We start from the raw sequence: 17504 nt of genomic DNA on the forward strand, positions 1-17504 counted from the left end.
CCCATGCCGGGATGACGGGGTGCGTCAGGCCGCGTCCTTGCGGCGCTCCGCCATTTCGTCGTTCAGCATCTCGGCCAGCAGAAATGCCAGTTCGAGGCTCTGCCCGGCATTGAGGCGCGGGTCGCAGTGGGTGTGATAGCGGTCGGCCAGCGCCTGTTCGGTGACCGCGATCGCGCCACCGGTGCATTCGGTGACGTTCTGTCCGGTCATTTCGGCATGGATGCCGCCGGCATGGCTGCCCTCGGCGCGGTGGACCGCGAAGAAGCCGCGCACTTCGGCGAGGATGCGGTCGAACGGCCGCGTTTTGTAGCCGGTCGTCGCCTTGACCGTGTTGCCGTGCATCGGGTCGCACGACCACACCACCTTATGCCCCTCGCGCTGGACGGCGCGGACCAGCTTCGGCAGACCCGCCTCGATCTTGTCGTGGCCGTAGCGGGTGATGAGTGTCATGCGTCCGGCAACCCGGTTCGGGTTGAGCGTGTCGAGCATCCGCAGCAGCGCGTCCGGTTCCAGCGTCGGGCCGCATTTGATGCCGATCGGATTGCCGATGCCGCGCAGGAATTCGACATGCGCCGATCCGTCGAAGCGGGTGCGGTCGCCGATCCACAGGAAATGGGCCGAGGTATCGTACCAGTCGCCCGTCAGCGAGTCCTGCCGCGTGAGCGCCTGTTCGTAGGGGAGCAGCAGCGCTTCGTGGCTGGTATAGAAGCTGGTCGCCTTCAGCTGCGGCACGCTGTCGGCGTCGATGCCGCAGGCCGCCATGAAGTCGAGCGCTTCCCCGATGCGGTCGGCGACGTCGGCGTACTTCTTTGCCCATGGCGACCGACCCATGAAGTCGTGGGTCCAGCGATGGACCTGATGCAGGTTCGCATAGCCACCAGTCGCGAAGGCGCGCAGCAGGTTGAGCGTCGCTGCCGCCTGCGAATAGGCGCGGATCATCCGCTGCGGGTCGGGCACGCGGCCTTCGGCCGTGAAGGCGATGTCGTTGATGTTGTCGCCGCGATAGCTGGGCAGTTCGACGCCATCGACGACTTCGGTGTCGGCCGAGCGCGGCTTGGCGAACTGGCCCGCCATGCGGCCGACCTTTACCGTCGGCAGCTTCGACGCAAAGGTCAGCACCACCGCCATCTGCAGGATGACGCGGAAGGTGTCGCGGATATAGTTGGGATGGAATTCCGCAAAGCTCTCGGCGCAATCGCCGCCCTGCAGCAGGAATGCCTTCCCCTCCGCCACCTGCGACAGTTCGGCGGTCAGGTTGCGGGCTTCGCCGGCAAAGACGAGCGGCGGATAGCTGGCGAGCTGTGCGGTCGTCGCATCGAGCGCCTGTGCGTCGGGATAAGCCGGGAGCTGGCGTGCTTCGGCTTTTTTCCAGCTGTCGGGGGCCCAGATTGCGGCCATGTCAGATTCCATCCAAGTCGGTTCGGGCAATTCCCATGCGCGAAACGGACCGTTCGCGCAATGAAGGAAAGGTTCATCGCTCCGATCGACTACTTCGATCAGCCATAGCGATGCTGGAACTCGTCATTGTCCATGACGAGATAGCGGATGAAATCGATCAGCGACCAGATGCTGGTAACGAAGATGCCGATCAGGGTGCAGGTCAGCGCCAGCATGGCAATGCCCGAACCGACCTTGCCCAGATAGAAGCGGTGGACACCGAAGATGCCGAGGAAGAAGGCAAGCAGCGCGGCCGCTACCTTGTCCTTGCGCGGGCGGCGGCGCGCCGGGTCGGCCGACGGGCGCGGCGCGACGGTACCCGGTACGTGATAGATGCGCAGCGCGCGGCCGTTCGACACCTCGAAATCGACCTGCGCGCCGACTGCCGGTCCGACGCGATCGGACCAGTCATCGGGTTCGAACCAGTAACGCTGCCCATCGTCGCCGGCGATCCGCCCTTCGCGTCCGTTCCGATCAACGCCCAGCACCTGTCCCCGCATATCGACCCCCGATGATTCGCGGGCAGGATATGAAGGCGAAGCGGGGGCGGGAGCAAGGGGTTAGCTGTGCAGGCCCCCTTTGGCACGGACTGGTGGAGGCATGGCAAATGTGCCCGGCCGACATCGAACGCTCCCCTACCTTGCCAAGGGAGAGAAGAAGGTTATCCGAGTGTCGGGCGCCAGTCCCAGCCCAGCGGGTCGCCGTCCATCACCTCGACCCCCGCCGCGGTCAATTCATCCCGGATCGCGTCGCTGGCGGCAAAATCCTTCGCGGCGCGTGCTTGCTTGCGATCCGCCAGCCGTGCCTCGATCGTCGCCATGTCGATCGTGGCGGAGGCGGGGCGAACGCGCAGGTCGGCGCGGTCGATCGTGGCGAGGCCGAGGCCCAGCACCGCATCGAAATCGGCCAGCGCCGCCAGGCGGTCGGCGGGCGTCAGTTTCTTGTCCGCCAACAGGTCATCCAGCACCGGCAGGGCGCGCGGCGTGTTCAGATCGTCCGACACCGCCGCGTCGAGCCGTTCGCGATAGGCGGCAGCCTTGGCCGCATCGCCTTCGCCGGTCGCGCGGGCGCGCAATCCGGCGACGGTCATCACCAGCCGCTTCAGCCGGGTCAGTGCCGCCAGCAGATTGTCCGCCGAAAACTCCAGTTCTGATCGATACTGCGCCGACAGGCACATCAGGCGATAGGCGAGGGGATGCACGCCGCCGTCGATCAGCGTTTGGAGCGTGGTGAACTCCCCCTTCGACTTCGACATCTTGCCCGACCGTTCGACCAGGAAGTTGTTGTGCATCCAGAAAGCCGCTCCGCTGTCCGCACAACCGCAATAGGCCTGGTTCTGGGCAATTTCGTTCGGGTGGTGGATTTCGCGGTGGTCGATCCCGCCGGTATGAATGTCGAACGGGGCGCCCAGATATTTGATACTCATCACTGAGCATTCGAGATGCCAGCCCGGCGCACCCTTGCCCCACGGTGAATCCCATTCCATCTGCCGGCTCTCGCCCGCCGACGTCCTGCGCCAGATCGCGAAGTCCTGCGGGTGGCGCTTGCCCGCCACGGGATCGATGCGGCCTTCGCCGGCATCGTCCTGCCCGCCGGCCAGCGCACCGTAATGCGGCACGGTCGAGCTGTCGAAATACAGGCCGCTGTCGATTTCGTAGCAATGTTCGGGCGCGATCCGTTCGGCAAAGGCGATCATCTCCGCGATATGATCGGTCGCGACCGACCAGCGCGTGGGATCGTCGATGTGCAGGTCGCGCAGATTGCCCTTGAACGCTGCGGTGTAATGCGCCGCGATGTCCCAGATCGATTGCGCGCGTGTCCGGGCCGCTGCCTCCATCTTGTCGTCGCCGGCATCTGCGTCGGAGGTCAGGTGCCCGACATCGGTGATGTTGATGACATGGGTGAGCGGATAGCCCTTCCATCGCAACACGCGGCTCAGCGTATCGGTGAACACATAGGCGCGCAGGTTACCGATATGGGCATAGTTATAGACCGTCGGCCCGCAGGAATAGACGCGGACGCCCTTGGCGGGGTCGAGCGGTTCGAAACGCTGAAGGCTGCGCGTCAGCGAATTATGGAGCGTGAGCGGGGCACCGTACATGGTTGCGCGTGTAGCGCGATGCGGTCCGTCTGCAAATCCGGGGCACTCGTCCGGAAAAGCATTGATGGACATGGAACAGCAGGCGGACCCGTAGGTTGGGGTCGCATCGAACAAAAAACATCGTTCGATCAATAGCTTATCATGGATCAATCAGTCGGACCGCTGGTCCGGCAGACGGGAGAGCATGGCCATGGCCCAAGCCGAACTGCCCGGCGATATCGAGCGGGACGACGGACCCGCCTTTGCGTCAAAAGATCGACAGGAACGCGGCCACGCGGCGCCGGAGGGCGAACCATCGGTATCGGGCGTCGCGGTTACAATCAATCGTCCGGCGTCCGAACTCTATGCCTATTGGCGCGATTTCGGGAACCTCGCCAGCTTCATGCTGAACGTCGAAGCGATCGAGGTGCTGGACCGCGAACGCTCGCGCTGGCGGGTTGCCGGTCCCAATGGCAGCTATGAATGGGACGCCGTCGTGACCGAGGATGTGCCGGACCGGCGCGTCGGCTGGCGCGCCGAACAGGCCGACGTGCCGAACAGCGGCTGGGTGTCCTTCACCGATGCCGGCCCCCTGAGGGGAACGGTGGTGACCGCGATGATCGCCTATTCCCCGCCCGCCGGCATCGTCGGCAAACTGGTGGCAAAGGTGACGCAGCAGGAACCGGCGATCCAGGCACGGCGCGACCTGCGCCGTTTCAAGCAGCTGATGGAAACCGGCGAGATCGCGACGACGACACCACCCAACCGCGAACCCAAGTCTTAAAGCAAGGAGCCGGCGATGCGCGCACTTACCTGGCACGGCAAGCACGACGTCCGCGTCGATACCGTTCCCGATCCCGAGATCATCAATCCGCGCGATGCGATCATCAAGATCACGTCGACCGCGATCTGCGGGTCGGACCTGCATCTGTATGACGGCTATATCCCCACCATGAAGGCGGGCGACATCCTCGGTCATGAGTTCATGGGCGAGGTGGTCGAGACCGGTCCGAAGTCGACGTTGAAGAAGGGGCAGCGGGTCGTCGTGCCCTTCGTCATCGCCTGTGGCAGCTGCTACCATTGCTCGAAGCAGCAATATTCGGGCTGCGACAATGGCAATCCCGCCGACAATCAGGACATCGCCCAGGAATTATGGGGACAGGTCGGATCGGCGCTGTTCGGCTATAGCCACATGACCGGCGGCTATCCGGGCGGACAGGCGGAATATGTCCGCGTGCCGTTCAGCGACGTCGGCCCGATCGTGATCCCCGATGGCGTCGAGGATGAGAAGGTGCTGTTCCTGTCCGACATCCTGCCGACCGGGTGGATGGCGGCGGAGAATGCCGATATCGAGGACGGCGATATCGTCGCGGTGTGGGGCTGCGGCCCGGTCGGGCTGTTCGCGATCCAGTCGGCACTGCTGATGGGTGCGCACCGGGTGATTGCGATCGATCACTTCCCGCACCGACTGGCGCTGGCCAAGGGGTTGGGAGCCGAGGTCCTCAATTTCGAGGAAACCGATATTTACGACGCGCTGATGACGATGACCGGGGGGATCGGCCCCGATGCGGTGATCGATAGCGTCGGCCTCGAAAGTCATGGCATGTTCGTCGACAACATCGTCGATCAGATCAAGGCATCGACCTTCCTCGGCACCGACCGTCCGCACGCGCTCAGGCAGGCGATCGTTGCGTGTCGCAAGGGCGGGCGCGTATCCGTCCCCGGCGTGTATGGCGGGCTGATCGATAAATTTCCGTTCGGATCGATCATGGAAAAGGGGCTGACGCTCAAGACCGGGCAGACCCATGTCCAGCGCTATCTGCCCGGATTGCTCAGCGCGATCATGGAGGACAAGATCGATACGACCTTCCTGATTTCCGACCGGATGGCGCTGGAGAATGCGCCGGAGGGGTATCGGAAATTCCATGACGAACAGAACAGCTGCACCAAGGTCGTGCTGAAACCCGACTGGGAGCGTAGCGTTTCCTGAGGTTGTAAAGTCCTGACAATCCGACAACGCCTGGACCGGTTCGCGATGACGCCGCGACACCGTTCCGGGCGTTCGGCGCGTTTACGCCAGTCGGTCTGTCATGTTCACTACCTGCATCGGTGGCGAACGGTTCGCCGCCTGTGAAAGGGTGTGAAGCATGACCAATGAGCCGCCACGCAGCCGCGCCGTTTTCTCGACCGAAGATTTCGGCCTGCTGAAGGAAGCCGTCGGCGCCTATGTCCGGCAGATTGCGGAAGAACCGCGCTCGTCGAAATTCTCCAACCTCTACCATCGTCTCGGTCGCCTCGGCTGACAACCGCGCGAAGCCCTCGCGCGCCCTCGACCATCATCGACCATCTCTCGCCGGCGTGATCGTCGCGCCGGCGGCCGTCCCCTGCCGTCCGCACGGCATCCGTATCGAAGGACCGACCATGGCTTATCAAGAACTGGCGGCCCGCGCCGCATCCCTGATCCAGCAGCATTGCGGCACGTGGGACGGCATCGATGCGGATGCGGTTGCGCGGATGCGGTTGCAGAACCGCTTTCTGACCGGCATCGACATCGCCCGCTATACCGCTGGCATCATGCGGCGCGACATGGCGGCCTACGACGCCGACCCTGCGGCCTACACCCAGTCGCTCGGCTGCTGGCACGGCTTCATCGCGCAGCAGAAGATCATCTCGATCAAGAAGCATTTCGGTACGACCAGGGGGCGCTATCTCTATCTTTCGGGCTGGATGGTTGCGGCACTGCGCAGCGAATTCGGCCCGCTGCCCGACCAGTCGATGCACGAGAAGACGAGCGTCCCGGCGCTGATTGCCGAACTCTACACCTTCCTGAAACAAGCCGATGCGCGCGAACTGGGCCTGCTGTTCCGCGATCTGGATGCGGCACGGTCCGGCGGCAACGCGGTCGAGGCGCAGCGGTTGAGCAACGCCATCGACAGTTACCAAACCCATGTCGTACCGATCATCGCCGACATCGATGCCGGGTTCGGCAATGCCGAGGCGACCTATCTGCTGGCCAAGAAGATGATTGAGGCGGGCGCCTGCGCGCTGCAGATCGAGAATCAGGTCAGCGACGAGAAGCAGTGCGGCCATCAGGACGGCAAGGTGACGGTGCCGCACGAGGACTTCCTCGCGAAGGTGCGCGCCTGTCGTTACGCCTTCCTCGAACTCGGCGTGGATGACGGGATCATCGTCACGCGCACCGATTCGCTGGGCGCGGGGCTGACCAAGCAGATCGCCTATTCGACCGCGAAGGGCGACCTGGGCGATCAGTATAATGCGTTCCTCGATTGCGAACCGGTCGATGATATCGCCACGCTGCGCGGCGACGTGGTGATCGAGCGCGACGGGCAATTGGTGCGACCGAAGCGGCTGGCGTCGAACCTGTTCCAGTTCCGCGAGGGGACCGGCGCGGATCGTTGCGTGCTGGACTGCATCACCTCGCTCCAGAACGGCGCCGACCTGCTGTGGATCGAAACCGAGAAGCCGCATATCGAGCAGATCGCGTCGATGGTCGACCGCATCCGCGCCGTCGTGCCCAACGCCAAGCTGGTCTATAATAATTCGCCCAGCTTCAACTGGACGCTCAACTTTCGCCAGCAGGTGTACGACCGCTGGGTCGAGGAAGGGCGCGATGTGTCGAGCTACGACCGCGCCAAGCTGATGAGCGTCGACTATGACGCATCCGACCTGGCGCAGGAGGCGGACGAAAAGATTCGTACGTTCCAGCGGGACGCGAGCGCGCGGGCGGGCATCTTCCACCACCTCATCACCCTGCCGACCTATCACACCGCAGCGCTCAGCACCGACAATCTGGCGCGCGAATATTTCGGCGACGCGGCGATGCTCGGCTATGTGAAGGGTGTCCAGCGGCAGGAAATCCGACAGGGGATCGCCTGCGTGAGGCATCAGAATATGAGCGGGTCGGACATCGGTGACGACCACAAGGAATATTTCGCGGGCGAGGCGGCGCTGAAGGCCGGCGGCGCGCACAATACGATGAACCAGTTCGCAGCCTGATCCGGCACGAACGACATCAACGCGGGGCTGCGGCGATGCCGTGGCCCCGTTTTGCCGTCCGCTATCGTATGGGGAAATTCACCACCGTTGGAGGCGCGACCGGGAATCGAACCCGGGTGCAAGGATTTGCAGTCCTCTGCGTCACCACTCCGCCATCGCGCCTCGATACGGTGGGAGGCGGGCATTTGCGGGCCGCGCGCGCCGGTGTCAACCTCGCTCGCGCAAATTATACGCGCAGGCGTCCTTGGCGTCGGGCAATCGTCGCGATAGACAGCGGCTGTCGCGCGATGTGTGTTGCGCGGATAAAACAGTTGTGCGACAGGATTGCACCATGACCGATTCGATCCCGACCCGTCCCGATTTCGATGCGATGCGCCACGCGATGGTCGTCAGCCAGTTGCGCACCAGCGCCGTCAGCGACCCTGCCGTCGTCGCCGCGATGGGCAGAGTGCCTCGCGAGGCCTTTGTGCCGCCGGCACAGGCTGAGGTGGCCTATCGCGATGCCGCGCTGCCGCTGCCCGGTGGGCGCGCGATCAATCCTCCGCTCATAACCGGGCGCCTGCTGACCGCCGCCGAATTGCAGCCGACCGATCGCGTGCTGCTGATCGGCGCTGCGATGGGCTATGGTGCCGCCGTCCTTGCCCGGCTGGTCGATTCCGTCGTCGCCTTGGAAGAGGACGCGACGCTGGCGGCTGCCGCGCACACCGCATTGGCAAACGACCCGGTCGATGTGGTCGAGGGGCCGCTGAACGCCGGCTGGGCGCAGGGCGCACCCTATGACGTGATCGTGATCGACGGTGCGGTCGAATCCGTGCCGCAAGCGATCGTCGCGCAGCTGGCCCCCGGCGGCCGGCTGACCACCGGTATCGTCGATCGCGGTGTCACCCGCCTGGCGCTGGGCCGGCGTACCGAAGGTGGGTTCGGGCTGGTCGATTTCGCCGATCTTGGCTGTGTCGAGCTGCCGGGCTTCGCCAAACCCAAGACATTTCAGTTCGCAAGGTAAGACAGGATGCGGGGGGGTAAGTTCATCGGGGGTGCCGCGGCGCTGGCGCTGCTGGCAGGGCCGGCCAGCGCCGAGACGCTGCGCGAGGCACTGGCGCGCGCCTATGCCACCAATCCACAGCTGACCGGCGCGCGTGCAAACCAGCGTGCGACCGACGAGGGCGTGCCGCTGGCACGGTCGCAGGGCCTGCCGCAGGTGACGACGCAAAGCTCGGTGATCGAGAATGTCCTTACCCCGTCCAGCCGGGGGTTCACCCAGGCACCGCGCCAGGGCAGCGTACAGGTACAGGTGTCGCAGTCGCTGTATGCAGGCGGGGCGGTGCGCAACAACGTCCGTGCCGCCGATGCACGCGTCGATGCCGGCCGTGCGAACCTGCGCAGCACCGAAGCGAACGTCTTCACGCTGGTCGTCGCCGCCTATAACGACGTCATTCGCGACGAAGCGATCGTACGGCTGAACCAGCAGAATGTCCGCGTCCTCGAAGTAAATCTTCAGGCGTCGAAGGACCGGTTCCAGGTCGGCGACCTGACCCGCACCGACGTCGCCCAATCGGAAGCGCGGCTGGCATCGGCGCAGGCGCAGTTGCGCAATGCCGAAGCGTCGCTGATCCGCAGCCGCGAAAACTATGTCGCGACGACCGGCGCACCCGCCTCGACGCTCGACACGCCGCCGGTCCTGCCCAACCTGCCAGTCGACCCCAATGCGGCGGTCGGCGTGGCGGTGGCGAACAACCCGTCGCTGATCGCCGCACGACGCACCAGCGATGCCGCCGGGTTCGACGTGGGAGCGGCGCGCGCCAGCCGGTTGCCGACGATCAGCGCGGTCGGCGGTGGCGGCTATACCAGCTTCCTGGGTTCGGCGCAGTCGGTCAACGGGACGGTGCTGCAGCAGGATGGCGGACAGGCGCAGGTCGGTCTGCAGATGAGCCTGCCGCTGTGGCAGAGCGGCCGCCCCAGCGCACAGATTCGCCGCGCACAGGCGCTGGAAGGTGCGGCGATCGAACAGGTGACGCAGGTCGAACGCTCGGTGGTGTCCGACGCGCGATCGGCCTTTGCCGCGTGGCAGTCGGCGCTGCGGGTGATCCAGTCGTCGGAAGTTCAGGTTGCGGCCAACCGCCTCTCGCTGGAGGGCGTGCGCGCCGAAAACAGCGTCGGCACCCGCACCATCCTTGACATCCTGAACGCCGAACAGGAACTGCTCAATTCGCAAGTGCAGTTGGTATCGGCCCGGCGCGACGCCTATGTCGCGGGCTTCGCGCTGCTGGCGGCGATGGGCAAGGCGGAGGCACGCGATCTGGGCCTCGACGGCGGGGCGCTGTACGATCCGACCGTGAACTACAGCCGCGTGCGCAACAACATCTGGGACTGGAGCGGCGATCCGGCCCCGGTGCCGGTCGCGCCCAGCACGGTGAACAGCCCGGCGCAGACGCCGGTCGTCACCCGCGAACTCGATCCGTCGCTGCAACGCAGCCCCAATCCGTACACCCCGACGCAGGGCATCGACGCCCCCAATCGGCAGGGCGGCGCCCCGCGCGCCACGCAGGGCGTTGACACGCCGCGCATCAACCCCGACAGCTAAGCGTTCGAGAGGCGAGAGAAATGAGGGTTGCGATGGGGGATGTCAGCAACGAAACGTCGATGGAGGACATCCTGTCCTCGATCAAGCGAATCATCGCCGAAGAGGGCGAGGGATCGGCCCAGGCGTTGCGCGGACGCAAGTCGATCCGCACCGCGCAGGTCCGCGATCTCGACGACCGTGACGAGGTGCTGGAACTGAACCAGAGCGTCGCCGCGCCGCCCCCTCCGCCACGCGTCGAGGCGATGCGCGCCGAGCCACCGCGTACGGAGCGGGTACGCGCCCCCGAACCGCAGGCCGGACCCGAACCGGTCGCTGCAGCACCCGCTCCCACGGCCGCGCCATCGATCGTGTCCGATCGCGCCGCCGAGGCGAGCCGTGGCGCGCTCGACCAATTGTCGCGGATGCTGGTGAAGCCGGAAACGCCGGGGTCCGATTCGCTCGAAGGATTGGTGCGCGAGATGCTTCGCCCGATGCTGCGCGAATGGCTCGATGCGCAGTTGCCAGGCATCGTCGAATCGATGGTCGCGCGCGAGATCGCGCGGATCAGCGGTCGGGAATAATCCGGCTCTCTTGCAACGCCGCCGCATCCGCGCCATGCGGCGGTGTATGAGCGAACTGCCCAAGACTTTCGACCCCGCCGCCATCGAAGCGCGCTGGTATGCCCATTGGGAACAGGGCGGCCTGTTCCGGCCCGAGCGTGCCGATGCCACGCCGTGGACCATCGTCAACCCGCCGCCCAATGTGACGGGCAGCCTGCATATCGGCCACGCGCTCGACAACACGCTGCAGGACATTCTGGTCCGCCATGCCCGGTTGCAGGGCAAGGACGCGCGCTGGGTCGTCGGCACCGACCATGCCGGCATCGCGACGCAGATGGTCGTCGAACGCCAGATGGCGCAGCAGCAGCAAAAGCGCACCGACTTCACCCGCGACGATTTCGTGGCGAAGGTGTGGAAATGGAAGGCGGAAAGCGGCGGGCAGATCACCGGCCAGTTGCGGCGGCTGGGCTGTTCGATGGACTGGGCCAACGAGCGCTTCACCATGGACGAGGGCTTTTCGGCCGCCGTGCTGAAGGTGTTCGTGCAGTTGCATCGCGAAGGGCTGCTCTACCGCGACAAGCGTCTGGTGAACTGGGACCCTGGTCTTGGCACCGCGATCAGCGACCTCGAGGTCGAGACACGCGAAGTCCGGGGCAATTTCTGGCGGCTGCGCTACCCGCTCGCCGACGGGTCGGGTGGAATCGAGGTCGCGACGACGCGGCCGGAAACGATGCTGGCCGACATGGCGGTGGCGGTCCATCCCGACGACGCCCGCTATGCCGCGCTGATCGGTCGGCAGGTGCGCCTGCCGATCACCGGCCGGCTGATCCCGATCGTGGCCGACGAACACGCCGATCCCGAACTCGGATCGGGCGCGGTGAAGATCACGCCGGGGCATGACTTCAACGATTTCGAGGTTGGTCGCCGTGCCGGGATCGAGGCGCGCGACATGCTCAACATGCTCGATGCCAGGGCGCATATCGTGCAGACGGCGGACGGACTGATCCCCGATCCGTTCCTTGGCCTGTCGAGCGCCGACGCCCGCAAGGCGGTCGTCGCGCGGCTGAAGGACGAAGGCGTCCTGATCCCGCACGTCGACAAGGACGGTGTCGAACACGACGCCGAGCCGCGGACGATCCAGACCCCGTTCGGCGACCGTTCGGGTGTGGTGATCGAACCGTGGCTGACCGACCAGTGGTACGTCGACGCCAAGACGCTGGCCCAGCCGGCGATCGAGGCGGTGCGGTTGGGCGCGGTGAAGATCGTGCCGAAGTCGTGGGAAAAGACGTACTTCAACTGGATGGAGAACATCCAGCCATGGTGCGTGTCGCGCCAGCTGTGGTGGGGACATCGCATCCCGGCATGGTTCGCCGACGACGGCCGCGTGTTCGTCGCCGAAACCTATGCGGAGGCGCAGGCTGAGGCGGGTGAGGGCGTTGCGCTCCGTCAGGACGAGGATGTCCTCGACACCTGGTTCTCCTCCGCGCTGTGGCCGTTCGCGACGCTGGGCTGGCCAGATAATACCGACCCGACGCTCGGCGGACGTTACAGCAACGATGTGCTGATTTCGGGCTTCGACATCCTGTTCTTCTGGGACGCGCGGATGTTGATGCAGGGCATCCACTTCATGAAGGAGGTGCCGTTCAAGACGCTGTACCTCCACGGCCTCGTCCGCGCCGCCGATGGTGCGAAGATGTCGAAGTCGAAGGGCAATACCGTCGATCCGCTGGGCCTGATCGATCGCTATGGCGCCGACGCGCTGCGCTTCTTCATGGCGGCGATGGAGAGCCAGGGCCGCGACATCAAGATGGATGAGAAGCGGGTCGAGGGATATCGCAACTTCGCGACGAAGCTGTGGAACGCGACCCGTTTCGCGCAGGCCAACGGCATCGGCGCGTCGGCGACGATCGAACCGCCCAAGGCCCAACTGGCGGTCAATCGCTGGATCATCGCCGAGACGATCGAAACGGTGCAGGCATTGGACCTCGCGCTGGCAGACCTGCGCTTCGATGGCGCGGCGAACACCATCTATCAGTTCACCTGGAGCCGGTTCTGCGACTGGTATCTCGAACTTATCAAGCCGGTGCTGCAGGGTGGTGCCGAGGGCGGTGACGAAACGCGCGCGGTCGCGGGATGGGTGCTGGACCAGATTCTGGTCATGCTCCACCCGTTCATGCCGTTCATCACCGAAGAATTGTGGCACGCGCTGGGCGAGCGGTCGAACGACCTGATCGTCGCGCATTGGCCGATGGCGGATGCACGGGCGATCGATCCGGGCGCGCGGGCAGAGATCGACTGGCTGATCCGCCTGGTCAGCGAAATCCGCGCGGCGCGCACCGAACTGAACGTTCCGCCGGGCGCGCGGCTGCCGCTCTATGTCCGCGATGCGTCGAGCTCGACAGGCGAACGGCTGGCGCGGCAGGAAGCGGTGCTGGCGCGTCTGGCGCGGGTCGATCGCGTCGTCGGCGACGCACCGGCGGGTGGCGCGTTGCAGATCGTGGTGGACGAGGCGACGTTCGTCCTGCCGCTGGGCGAGGTCATCGACCTCGACGCCGAACGCACCCGCCTGACCAAGGCGATCGCGGCGACGGAAAAGGAGCGCGACGCGCTGGCCGGGCGGCTGGGCAATGCGAGCTTCGTCGAACGCGCCAAGCCAGAGGCGGTCGAAAAGGCGCGGGCGGACCATGCCGACAAGATGGCCGAGGCTGCGCGGCTGCACGCGGCGCTGGGCCGGCTGGGCTAAGCACGGCCGTGCCCGTCGCTCCGGTGAACGCTGGAATGACGGGCACCTGGCCTGTTTCGCCAACCTTGCCGCATCACGTCATCTGAGCGCAGGCTGGGGTCTTCTGGTGATGGGGCAGGGCAAGAACCGCAAGAGACCCCAGCCTTCGCTGGGGTGACGTGGGTGGGGCGGACGGCGCAGGCTTCGTTTCGATAGCCGCCTGCGCGCCGTTCCTTAGTCGCGCATCGTCGCGTTGGCCGCGCTGAGCGCCGCCCGCACGGTGGCGGTCGCCACGTCGCCATCGATCCCGACCCCGAACACCCGCCGTCCATCGGACAGGCTGCATTCGAGATAGGCGGCGGCCTGTGCATCGGCGCCGTGCCCGATGGCGTGTTCGCTGTAATCGACCACGTCCATGTCGATGCCGCCCTCTTCGCGAAGCGCGGCGAGCAGGCCCGATAACAGGCCGTTGCCCTTGCCCGAGATCGAGCGCTCCTCGCCATCCAGCCGCACGCGCCCGACGAAGGTACGCGGCGGACCGCCGCCCGGCGCGTGCGTCTCGGCATAGTCGATCAGCGCGTAGCGATCCTTGCCCTGCGGCAGATAGGCGTCGTGAAACGCGGACCAGATGTCGGCGGCGTTCAGTTCGCGGCCCAGCTGGTCGGCCATCGCCTGCACATGGCGGCTGAAATCGGCCTGCAACCGCTTGGGCAGCTTTAGCCCCTTGTCCTGCTCCAGCACCCAGGCGACGCCGCCCTTGCCCGACTGCGAATTGACGCGGATGACCGCTTCATAACTGCGGCCGAGATCGGCAGGGTCGATCGGCAGGTAGGGGACTTCCCACAGGCCGTCGTTGCGCACCGCCTGCGCCGCCATGCCCTTCTTGATCGCGTCCTGATGGCTGCCCGAAAAGGCGGTGAACACCAGGTCGCCGGCATAGGGCGTGCGCGGATGCACCGGCAGCTGGGTGCAATAATTGACCGTGTTCACGACCTCGTCGATGTCCGACAGGTCAAGCTGCGGGTCGACGCCCTGCGTGTAGAGGTTCAGCGCGACGGTCACGAGGTCGCAATTGCCGGTGCGTTCGCCATTGCCGAGCAGGCAGCCCTCGACCCGATCGGCACCCGCCATCAGCCCCAGCTCCGCCGCCGCGACGCCGGTGCCGCGATCGTTGTGGGTGTGGAGCGAGATGACCACGCTGTCGCGGTTCGGCACGTTGCGGCAGAACCATTCGATCTGGTCGGCATAGACGTTGGGCGTCGCCGCCTCGACCGTCGCGGGCAGGTTCAGGATCAGCGGCTTGTCCGGCGTGGGTTGCAGCACGTCCATGACCGCCGCACAAACCTCAACCGAGAAGTCGAGTTCGGCGGTCGAGAAGGTTTCCGGGCTATATTCGAACCGCCAGTCGGTGTTCGGGCGCCTGGCGGCCTCGTCGCGCAGCACCTTGGCGCCGTTGACCGCGATCTCGCGGACTTCCGACCGCTCCATGCCGAACACGATCCGCCGCCATGCCGGGCTGACTGCGTTATAGAGGTGGACGATCGCCTGTTTCGCGCCGTCGAGGCTTTCGAAGCTGCGTTCGATCAGGTCGCGGCGCGACTGGGTGAGGACCTGCACCCACACATCGTCGGGAATGCGATCCTGCCGGACCAGGCCGGAGATGAAGTCGAACTCGGTCGCACCGGCCGAGGGAAAGCCGACCTCGATCTCTTTCAGCCCGACCTTGAGGAGCAGGTCGAAGAAGCGGTTCTTCTTCTCCGCGCCCATCGGGTCGATCAGCGCCTGGTTGCCGTCACGCAGGTCTGTCGACAGCCAGCGCGGCGCGGTGGTGATCGTCCGCGACGGCCATTGGCGGTCGGGCAGGTTTACGGTCGGGAAGGGGCGGTATTTGGTCGAAGGATCGCGCAACATGACGTCTCAGCCTGTCTTGGGCGCGCGGTGGTTGCGCGCCAGTATCTGCCGAAAAGGGTGTGATACTCCCTCAGGGCAGGCGCACGCCGGTGCGATTCTGCCCTAAGGGCGGCTAAGTCGCAGAAGGATGCGGCGTCCGAACATGCGCGCTGTGTGGCGTGCGCCTAAGCAAATGTCTAGAGCGGATGCGGGCCATGGGCAACGACCCATGGTCCGCGTGGATCACGCGCCGACGAATGCGGCGTTGATCGTCAGGTCGACCTTGTCCGACACGACCGGCGCGGCCATCCCGAGGCCGAAGTCGCTGCGGTTGATCGAACCTGTCGCGGTGAAGCCGACATTCTTCTTCTTGTTCATCGGGTTCTCACCCGCGCCCATGAAGCGCACGGTCAGCTGCACCGGCTTGGTCTGCCCCTTGATGGTCAGGTTGCCGGCCAGCATCCAGTGATCGCCCATCGGCTGCACGCGGGTCGACACGAACTTGGCGGTCGGGTGGTTCGCGACGTCGAAGAAATCTTTCGACTGCAGGTGCTGCGCGAATTGCGGGCTGGTGACGGTCAGCGACTTGGCGATGTCGAAATCGATCGACACCTTGGTGGCGGCCGGGTTCTTCGGATCGAAGGTCGCGGTGCCGCCGGTCGCGCCGAACAGACCGTCGAGCATCGTGAAGCCCATATGGTTCACGCGCCATGCGACCTGGGTGTGGGCGGTGTCGACGGTATAGGTACCGGCAGTCACGCGCGCCTTGTCGGGGGCGCCCGGCATCTGGGCGACGGTCGGGGCGGCGACCGCGAAGATTGCGGCGGCGAGGATCAGGGGGGTGCGCATCGGTCTAGCTCTCCGGTTGAGGCGAAGTCAGGATGTCGCCGTTGTCGGGCGGGCCGGGCTTCGGGTCAAATACCGGATGCGAAACGATCGGTTTCGGATTGGGTGCCGTGGGGACGGGGGAGGGTACGTTTGCAACCTGCGTCGTTCTCGTGAAGGCGGGAACCCATAGACGCTGACGTTTCGGCAAGAAGCGGTACGCGTGCGTATATGGATTCCCGCCTTCACGGGAATGACGATTGGGTGTTGAAGGCCACCCGCCCCAAAGCCGCGCCCCGCAGGGCGGGCTTTGTCGCGCCGGCCGGTCTGGCCGATCGGTACGAACTAACTCCGTTAGTTCTTGGTCTGATCGACCAGTTTATTCGCGCCGATCCACGGCATCATCGCGCGCAGTTCGGCTCCGGTCTTTTCGATCGGATGCGCCGCCGCCTGCTTGCGCGCCGCCTTCAGCTCGGGCTGGCCCGCGCGGTTGTCGAGGACAAAGTTCTTCACGAAGCGGCCCGACTGGATGTCGGCGAGGACGCGCTTCATTTCCTTCTTCGTCTCGTCGGTGATGATGCGCGGACCGGTCACGATGTCGCCGTACTCGGCCGTGTTCGAGATCGAATAGCGCATGTTGGCGATGCCGCCTTCGTACAGCAGGTCGACGATCAGCTTGGTTTCGTGGAGGCATTCGAAATAGGCCATTTCGGGGGCATAGCCGGCCTCGACCAGCGTTTCGAACCCGGCCTGGATCAGGTGGGTGACGCCGCCGCACAGCACGGCCTGTTCACCGAACAGGTCGGTTTCGCATTCCTCGCGGAAGTTGGTTTCGATGATGCCCGAACGGCCGCCACCGACGCCCGAAGCATAGGCCAGCGCGATGTCGTGCGCGTTGCCGCTCGCGTCCTGATGGATCGCGACGAGGCAGGGCACGCCGCCGCCCTTCACATATTCGCTGCGCACGGTGTGGCCGGGACCCTTGGGCGCGATCATGATGACGTCGACATCGGCGCGCGGCTCGATCAGGCCGAAATGGACGTTCAGGCCGTGCGCGAAGGCGAGCGCCGAACCGGGCTTCAGGTTCGCATGGATGTCGTCGGCATAGATCGCGGCCTGATGCTCGTCCGGCGCCAGGATCATCAGGATGTCGGCCCATGCGGCGGCTTCGGCATTCGGCAGGACCTTGAAGCCTGCACCTTCGGCCTTGGCGGCGCTTGCCGAACCCGGCCGCAGCGCAATCGCGACGTTCTTGACGCCCGAATCGCGCAGGTTCTGCGCATGGGCATGGCCCTGCGAACCATAGCCGAGGATCGCGATCTTCTTGTCGCTGATGAGGTTCAGATCGGCGTCGCGATCATAATAGACACGCATGTGGGTTCCCTTTCGAAATTGGCGCGACCGGTATGGACG

The 17504-nt window shown here is 65.4% G+C and carries 14 protein-coding genes and 1 tRNA gene; 8 read left to right on the forward strand and 7 right to left on the reverse strand.

All coding sequences use genetic code 11. The features are described 5' to 3' along the window. Positions 1-24 precede the first annotated feature (24 nt). The 3 genes from QZ755_RS03790 to cysS all read right to left on the reverse strand — a co-directional run bounded on the left by QZ755_RS03790 (position 25) and on the right by cysS (position 3538). Entirely contained in the window at positions 25-1398 is a 1374-nt protein-coding gene (locus QZ755_RS03790) for a class II 3-deoxy-7-phosphoheptulonate synthase (RefSeq protein ID WP_294319899.1), read from the reverse strand. Between the two features lie 98 nt (positions 1399-1496). After that, entirely contained in the window at positions 1497-1937 is a 441-nt protein-coding gene (locus tag QZ755_RS03795) for a TM2 domain-containing protein (protein ID WP_294319901.1), read from the reverse strand. 161 nt (positions 1938-2098) lie between these two features. Further along, positions 2099-3538, reverse strand: a complete 1440-nt coding sequence (gene cysS, locus QZ755_RS03800) for a cysteine--tRNA ligase (RefSeq protein WP_294319903.1) — start codon at positions 3536-3538, stop codon at positions 2099-2101. 184 nt (positions 3539-3722) lie between these two features. Between cysS and QZ755_RS03805 the strand changes: the two genes are divergently transcribed. The 4 genes from QZ755_RS03805 to QZ755_RS03820 all read left to right on the forward strand — a co-directional run bounded on the left by QZ755_RS03805 (position 3723) and on the right by QZ755_RS03820 (position 7534). After that, on the forward strand, positions 3723-4301 hold the full coding sequence (locus QZ755_RS03805) for an SRPBCC family protein (protein ID WP_294319905.1): 579 nt from the start codon (positions 3723-3725) through the stop codon (positions 4299-4301). Between the two features lie 15 nt (positions 4302-4316). After that, the gene (locus QZ755_RS03810; protein ID WP_294319907.1) at positions 4317-5507 is read left to right on the forward strand and encodes a zinc-dependent alcohol dehydrogenase; all 1191 of its coding nucleotides are present in this window, start codon (positions 4317-4319) and stop codon (positions 5505-5507) included. A gap of 157 nt (positions 5508-5664) precedes the next feature. Continuing rightward, positions 5665-5820: a hypothetical protein gene (locus QZ755_RS03815; RefSeq protein WP_200909333.1), complete on the forward strand. Its 156-nt coding sequence runs from the start codon at positions 5665-5667 to the stop codon at positions 5818-5820. Between the two features lie 118 nt (positions 5821-5938). After that, positions 5939-7534 carry an isocitrate lyase gene (locus tag QZ755_RS03820; protein ID WP_294319912.1) on the forward strand — a complete coding sequence of 532 codons (1596 nt, stop codon included), beginning with the start codon at positions 5939-5941 and terminating at the stop codon, positions 7532-7534. A gap of 88 nt (positions 7535-7622) precedes the next feature. On the opposite strand, the gene QZ755_RS03825 is transcribed toward QZ755_RS03820, so the two are convergent. Further along, a tRNA-Cys gene (locus QZ755_RS03825) sits at positions 7623-7696 on the reverse strand. A gap of 169 nt (positions 7697-7865) precedes the next feature. Between QZ755_RS03825 and QZ755_RS03830 the strand changes: the two genes are divergently transcribed. Genes QZ755_RS03830 through QZ755_RS03845 form a run of 4 tightly spaced genes read left to right on the forward strand, consistent with a single transcriptional unit; the run spans position 7866 to position 13397 of the window. Further along, entirely contained in the window at positions 7866-8537 is a 672-nt protein-coding gene (locus QZ755_RS03830) for a protein-L-isoaspartate O-methyltransferase (RefSeq protein WP_294319915.1), read from the forward strand. 6 nt (positions 8538-8543) lie between these two features. Further along, entirely contained in the window at positions 8544-10115 is a 1572-nt protein-coding gene (locus QZ755_RS03835) for a TolC family outer membrane protein (protein ID WP_294319917.1), read from the forward strand. Between the two features lie 32 nt (positions 10116-10147). Then, positions 10148-10675 carry a DUF2497 domain-containing protein gene (locus tag QZ755_RS03840; protein WP_294319987.1) on the forward strand — a complete coding sequence of 176 codons (528 nt, stop codon included), beginning with the start codon at positions 10148-10150 and terminating at the stop codon, positions 10673-10675. A gap of 46 nt (positions 10676-10721) precedes the next feature. After that, a complete protein-coding gene (locus QZ755_RS03845) occupies positions 10722-13397 on the forward strand; it encodes a valine--tRNA ligase (RefSeq protein WP_294319919.1) in 2676 nt (891 codons plus the stop codon). Positions 13398-13610: 213 nt separating this feature from the next. Here the strand turns inward: QZ755_RS03845 and leuA are convergent, their stop codons facing one another. The 3 genes from leuA to ilvC form a co-directional block, all read right to left on the reverse strand. Further along, entirely contained in the window at positions 13611-15287 is a 1677-nt protein-coding gene (leuA, locus tag QZ755_RS03850) for a 2-isopropylmalate synthase (RefSeq protein ID WP_294319921.1), read from the reverse strand. A gap of 222 nt (positions 15288-15509) precedes the next feature. Then, positions 15510-16115: a YceI family protein gene (locus tag QZ755_RS03855; protein WP_294319923.1), complete on the reverse strand. Its 606-nt coding sequence runs from the start codon at positions 16113-16115 to the stop codon at positions 15510-15512. Positions 16116-16445: 330 nt separating this feature from the next. Next, positions 16446-17465, reverse strand: coding sequence for a ketol-acid reductoisomerase (gene ilvC / locus QZ755_RS03860; RefSeq protein WP_066689820.1), 1020 nt, complete (start codon positions 17463-17465; stop codon positions 16446-16448). Positions 17466-17504: the final 39 nt, after the last annotated feature.

It is taken from the genome of uncultured Sphingomonas sp. (genome assembly GCF_913776855.1).
In the GTDB taxonomy this organism is placed as follows: domain Bacteria; phylum Pseudomonadota; class Alphaproteobacteria; order Sphingomonadales; family Sphingomonadaceae; genus Sphingomonas.

Excerpts from the sequence above, each read along its gene's own strand:
- QZ755_RS03815 (WP_200909333.1), top strand. The coding sequence starts at position 5,665 with ATGACCAATGAGCCGCCACGCAGCCGCGCCGTTTTCTCGACCGAAGAT.
- QZ755_RS03845 (WP_294319919.1), top strand. The coding sequence starts at position 10,722 with ATGAGCGAACTGCCCAAGACTTTCGACCCCGCCGCCATCGAAGCGCGC.
- QZ755_RS03795 (WP_294319901.1), bottom strand. The coding sequence starts at position 1,937 with ATGCGGGGACAGGTGCTGGGCGTTGATCGGAACGGACGCGAAGGGCGG.
- QZ755_RS03820 (WP_294319912.1), top strand. The coding sequence starts at position 5,939 with ATGGCTTATCAAGAACTGGCGGCCCGCGCCGCATCCCTGATCCAGCAG.
- QZ755_RS03790 (WP_294319899.1), bottom strand. The coding sequence starts at position 1,398 with ATGGCCGCAATCTGGGCCCCCGACAGCTGGAAAAAAGCCGAAGCACGC.
- QZ755_RS03855 (WP_294319923.1), bottom strand. The coding sequence starts at position 16,115 with ATGCGCACCCCCCTGATCCTCGCCGCCGCAATCTTCGCGGTCGCCGCC.
- QZ755_RS03830 (WP_294319915.1), top strand. The coding sequence starts at position 7,866 with ATGACCGATTCGATCCCGACCCGTCCCGATTTCGATGCGATGCGCCAC.
- QZ755_RS03835 (WP_294319917.1), top strand. The coding sequence starts at position 8,544 with ATGCGGGGGGGTAAGTTCATCGGGGGTGCCGCGGCGCTGGCGCTGCTG.
- QZ755_RS03805 (WP_294319905.1), top strand. The coding sequence starts at position 3,723 with ATGGCCATGGCCCAAGCCGAACTGCCCGGCGATATCGAGCGGGACGAC.
- cysS (WP_294319903.1), bottom strand. The coding sequence starts at position 3,538 with ATGTACGGTGCCCCGCTCACGCTCCATAATTCGCTGACGCGCAGCCTT.
- leuA (WP_294319921.1), bottom strand. The coding sequence starts at position 15,287 with ATGTTGCGCGATCCTTCGACCAAATACCGCCCCTTCCCGACCGTAAAC.
- ilvC (WP_066689820.1), bottom strand. The coding sequence starts at position 17,465 with ATGCGTGTCTATTATGATCGCGACGCCGATCTGAACCTCATCAGCGAC.
- QZ755_RS03840 (WP_294319987.1), top strand. The coding sequence starts at position 10,148 with ATGGGGGATGTCAGCAACGAAACGTCGATGGAGGACATCCTGTCCTCG.
- QZ755_RS03810 (WP_294319907.1), top strand. The coding sequence starts at position 4,317 with ATGCGCGCACTTACCTGGCACGGCAAGCACGACGTCCGCGTCGATACC.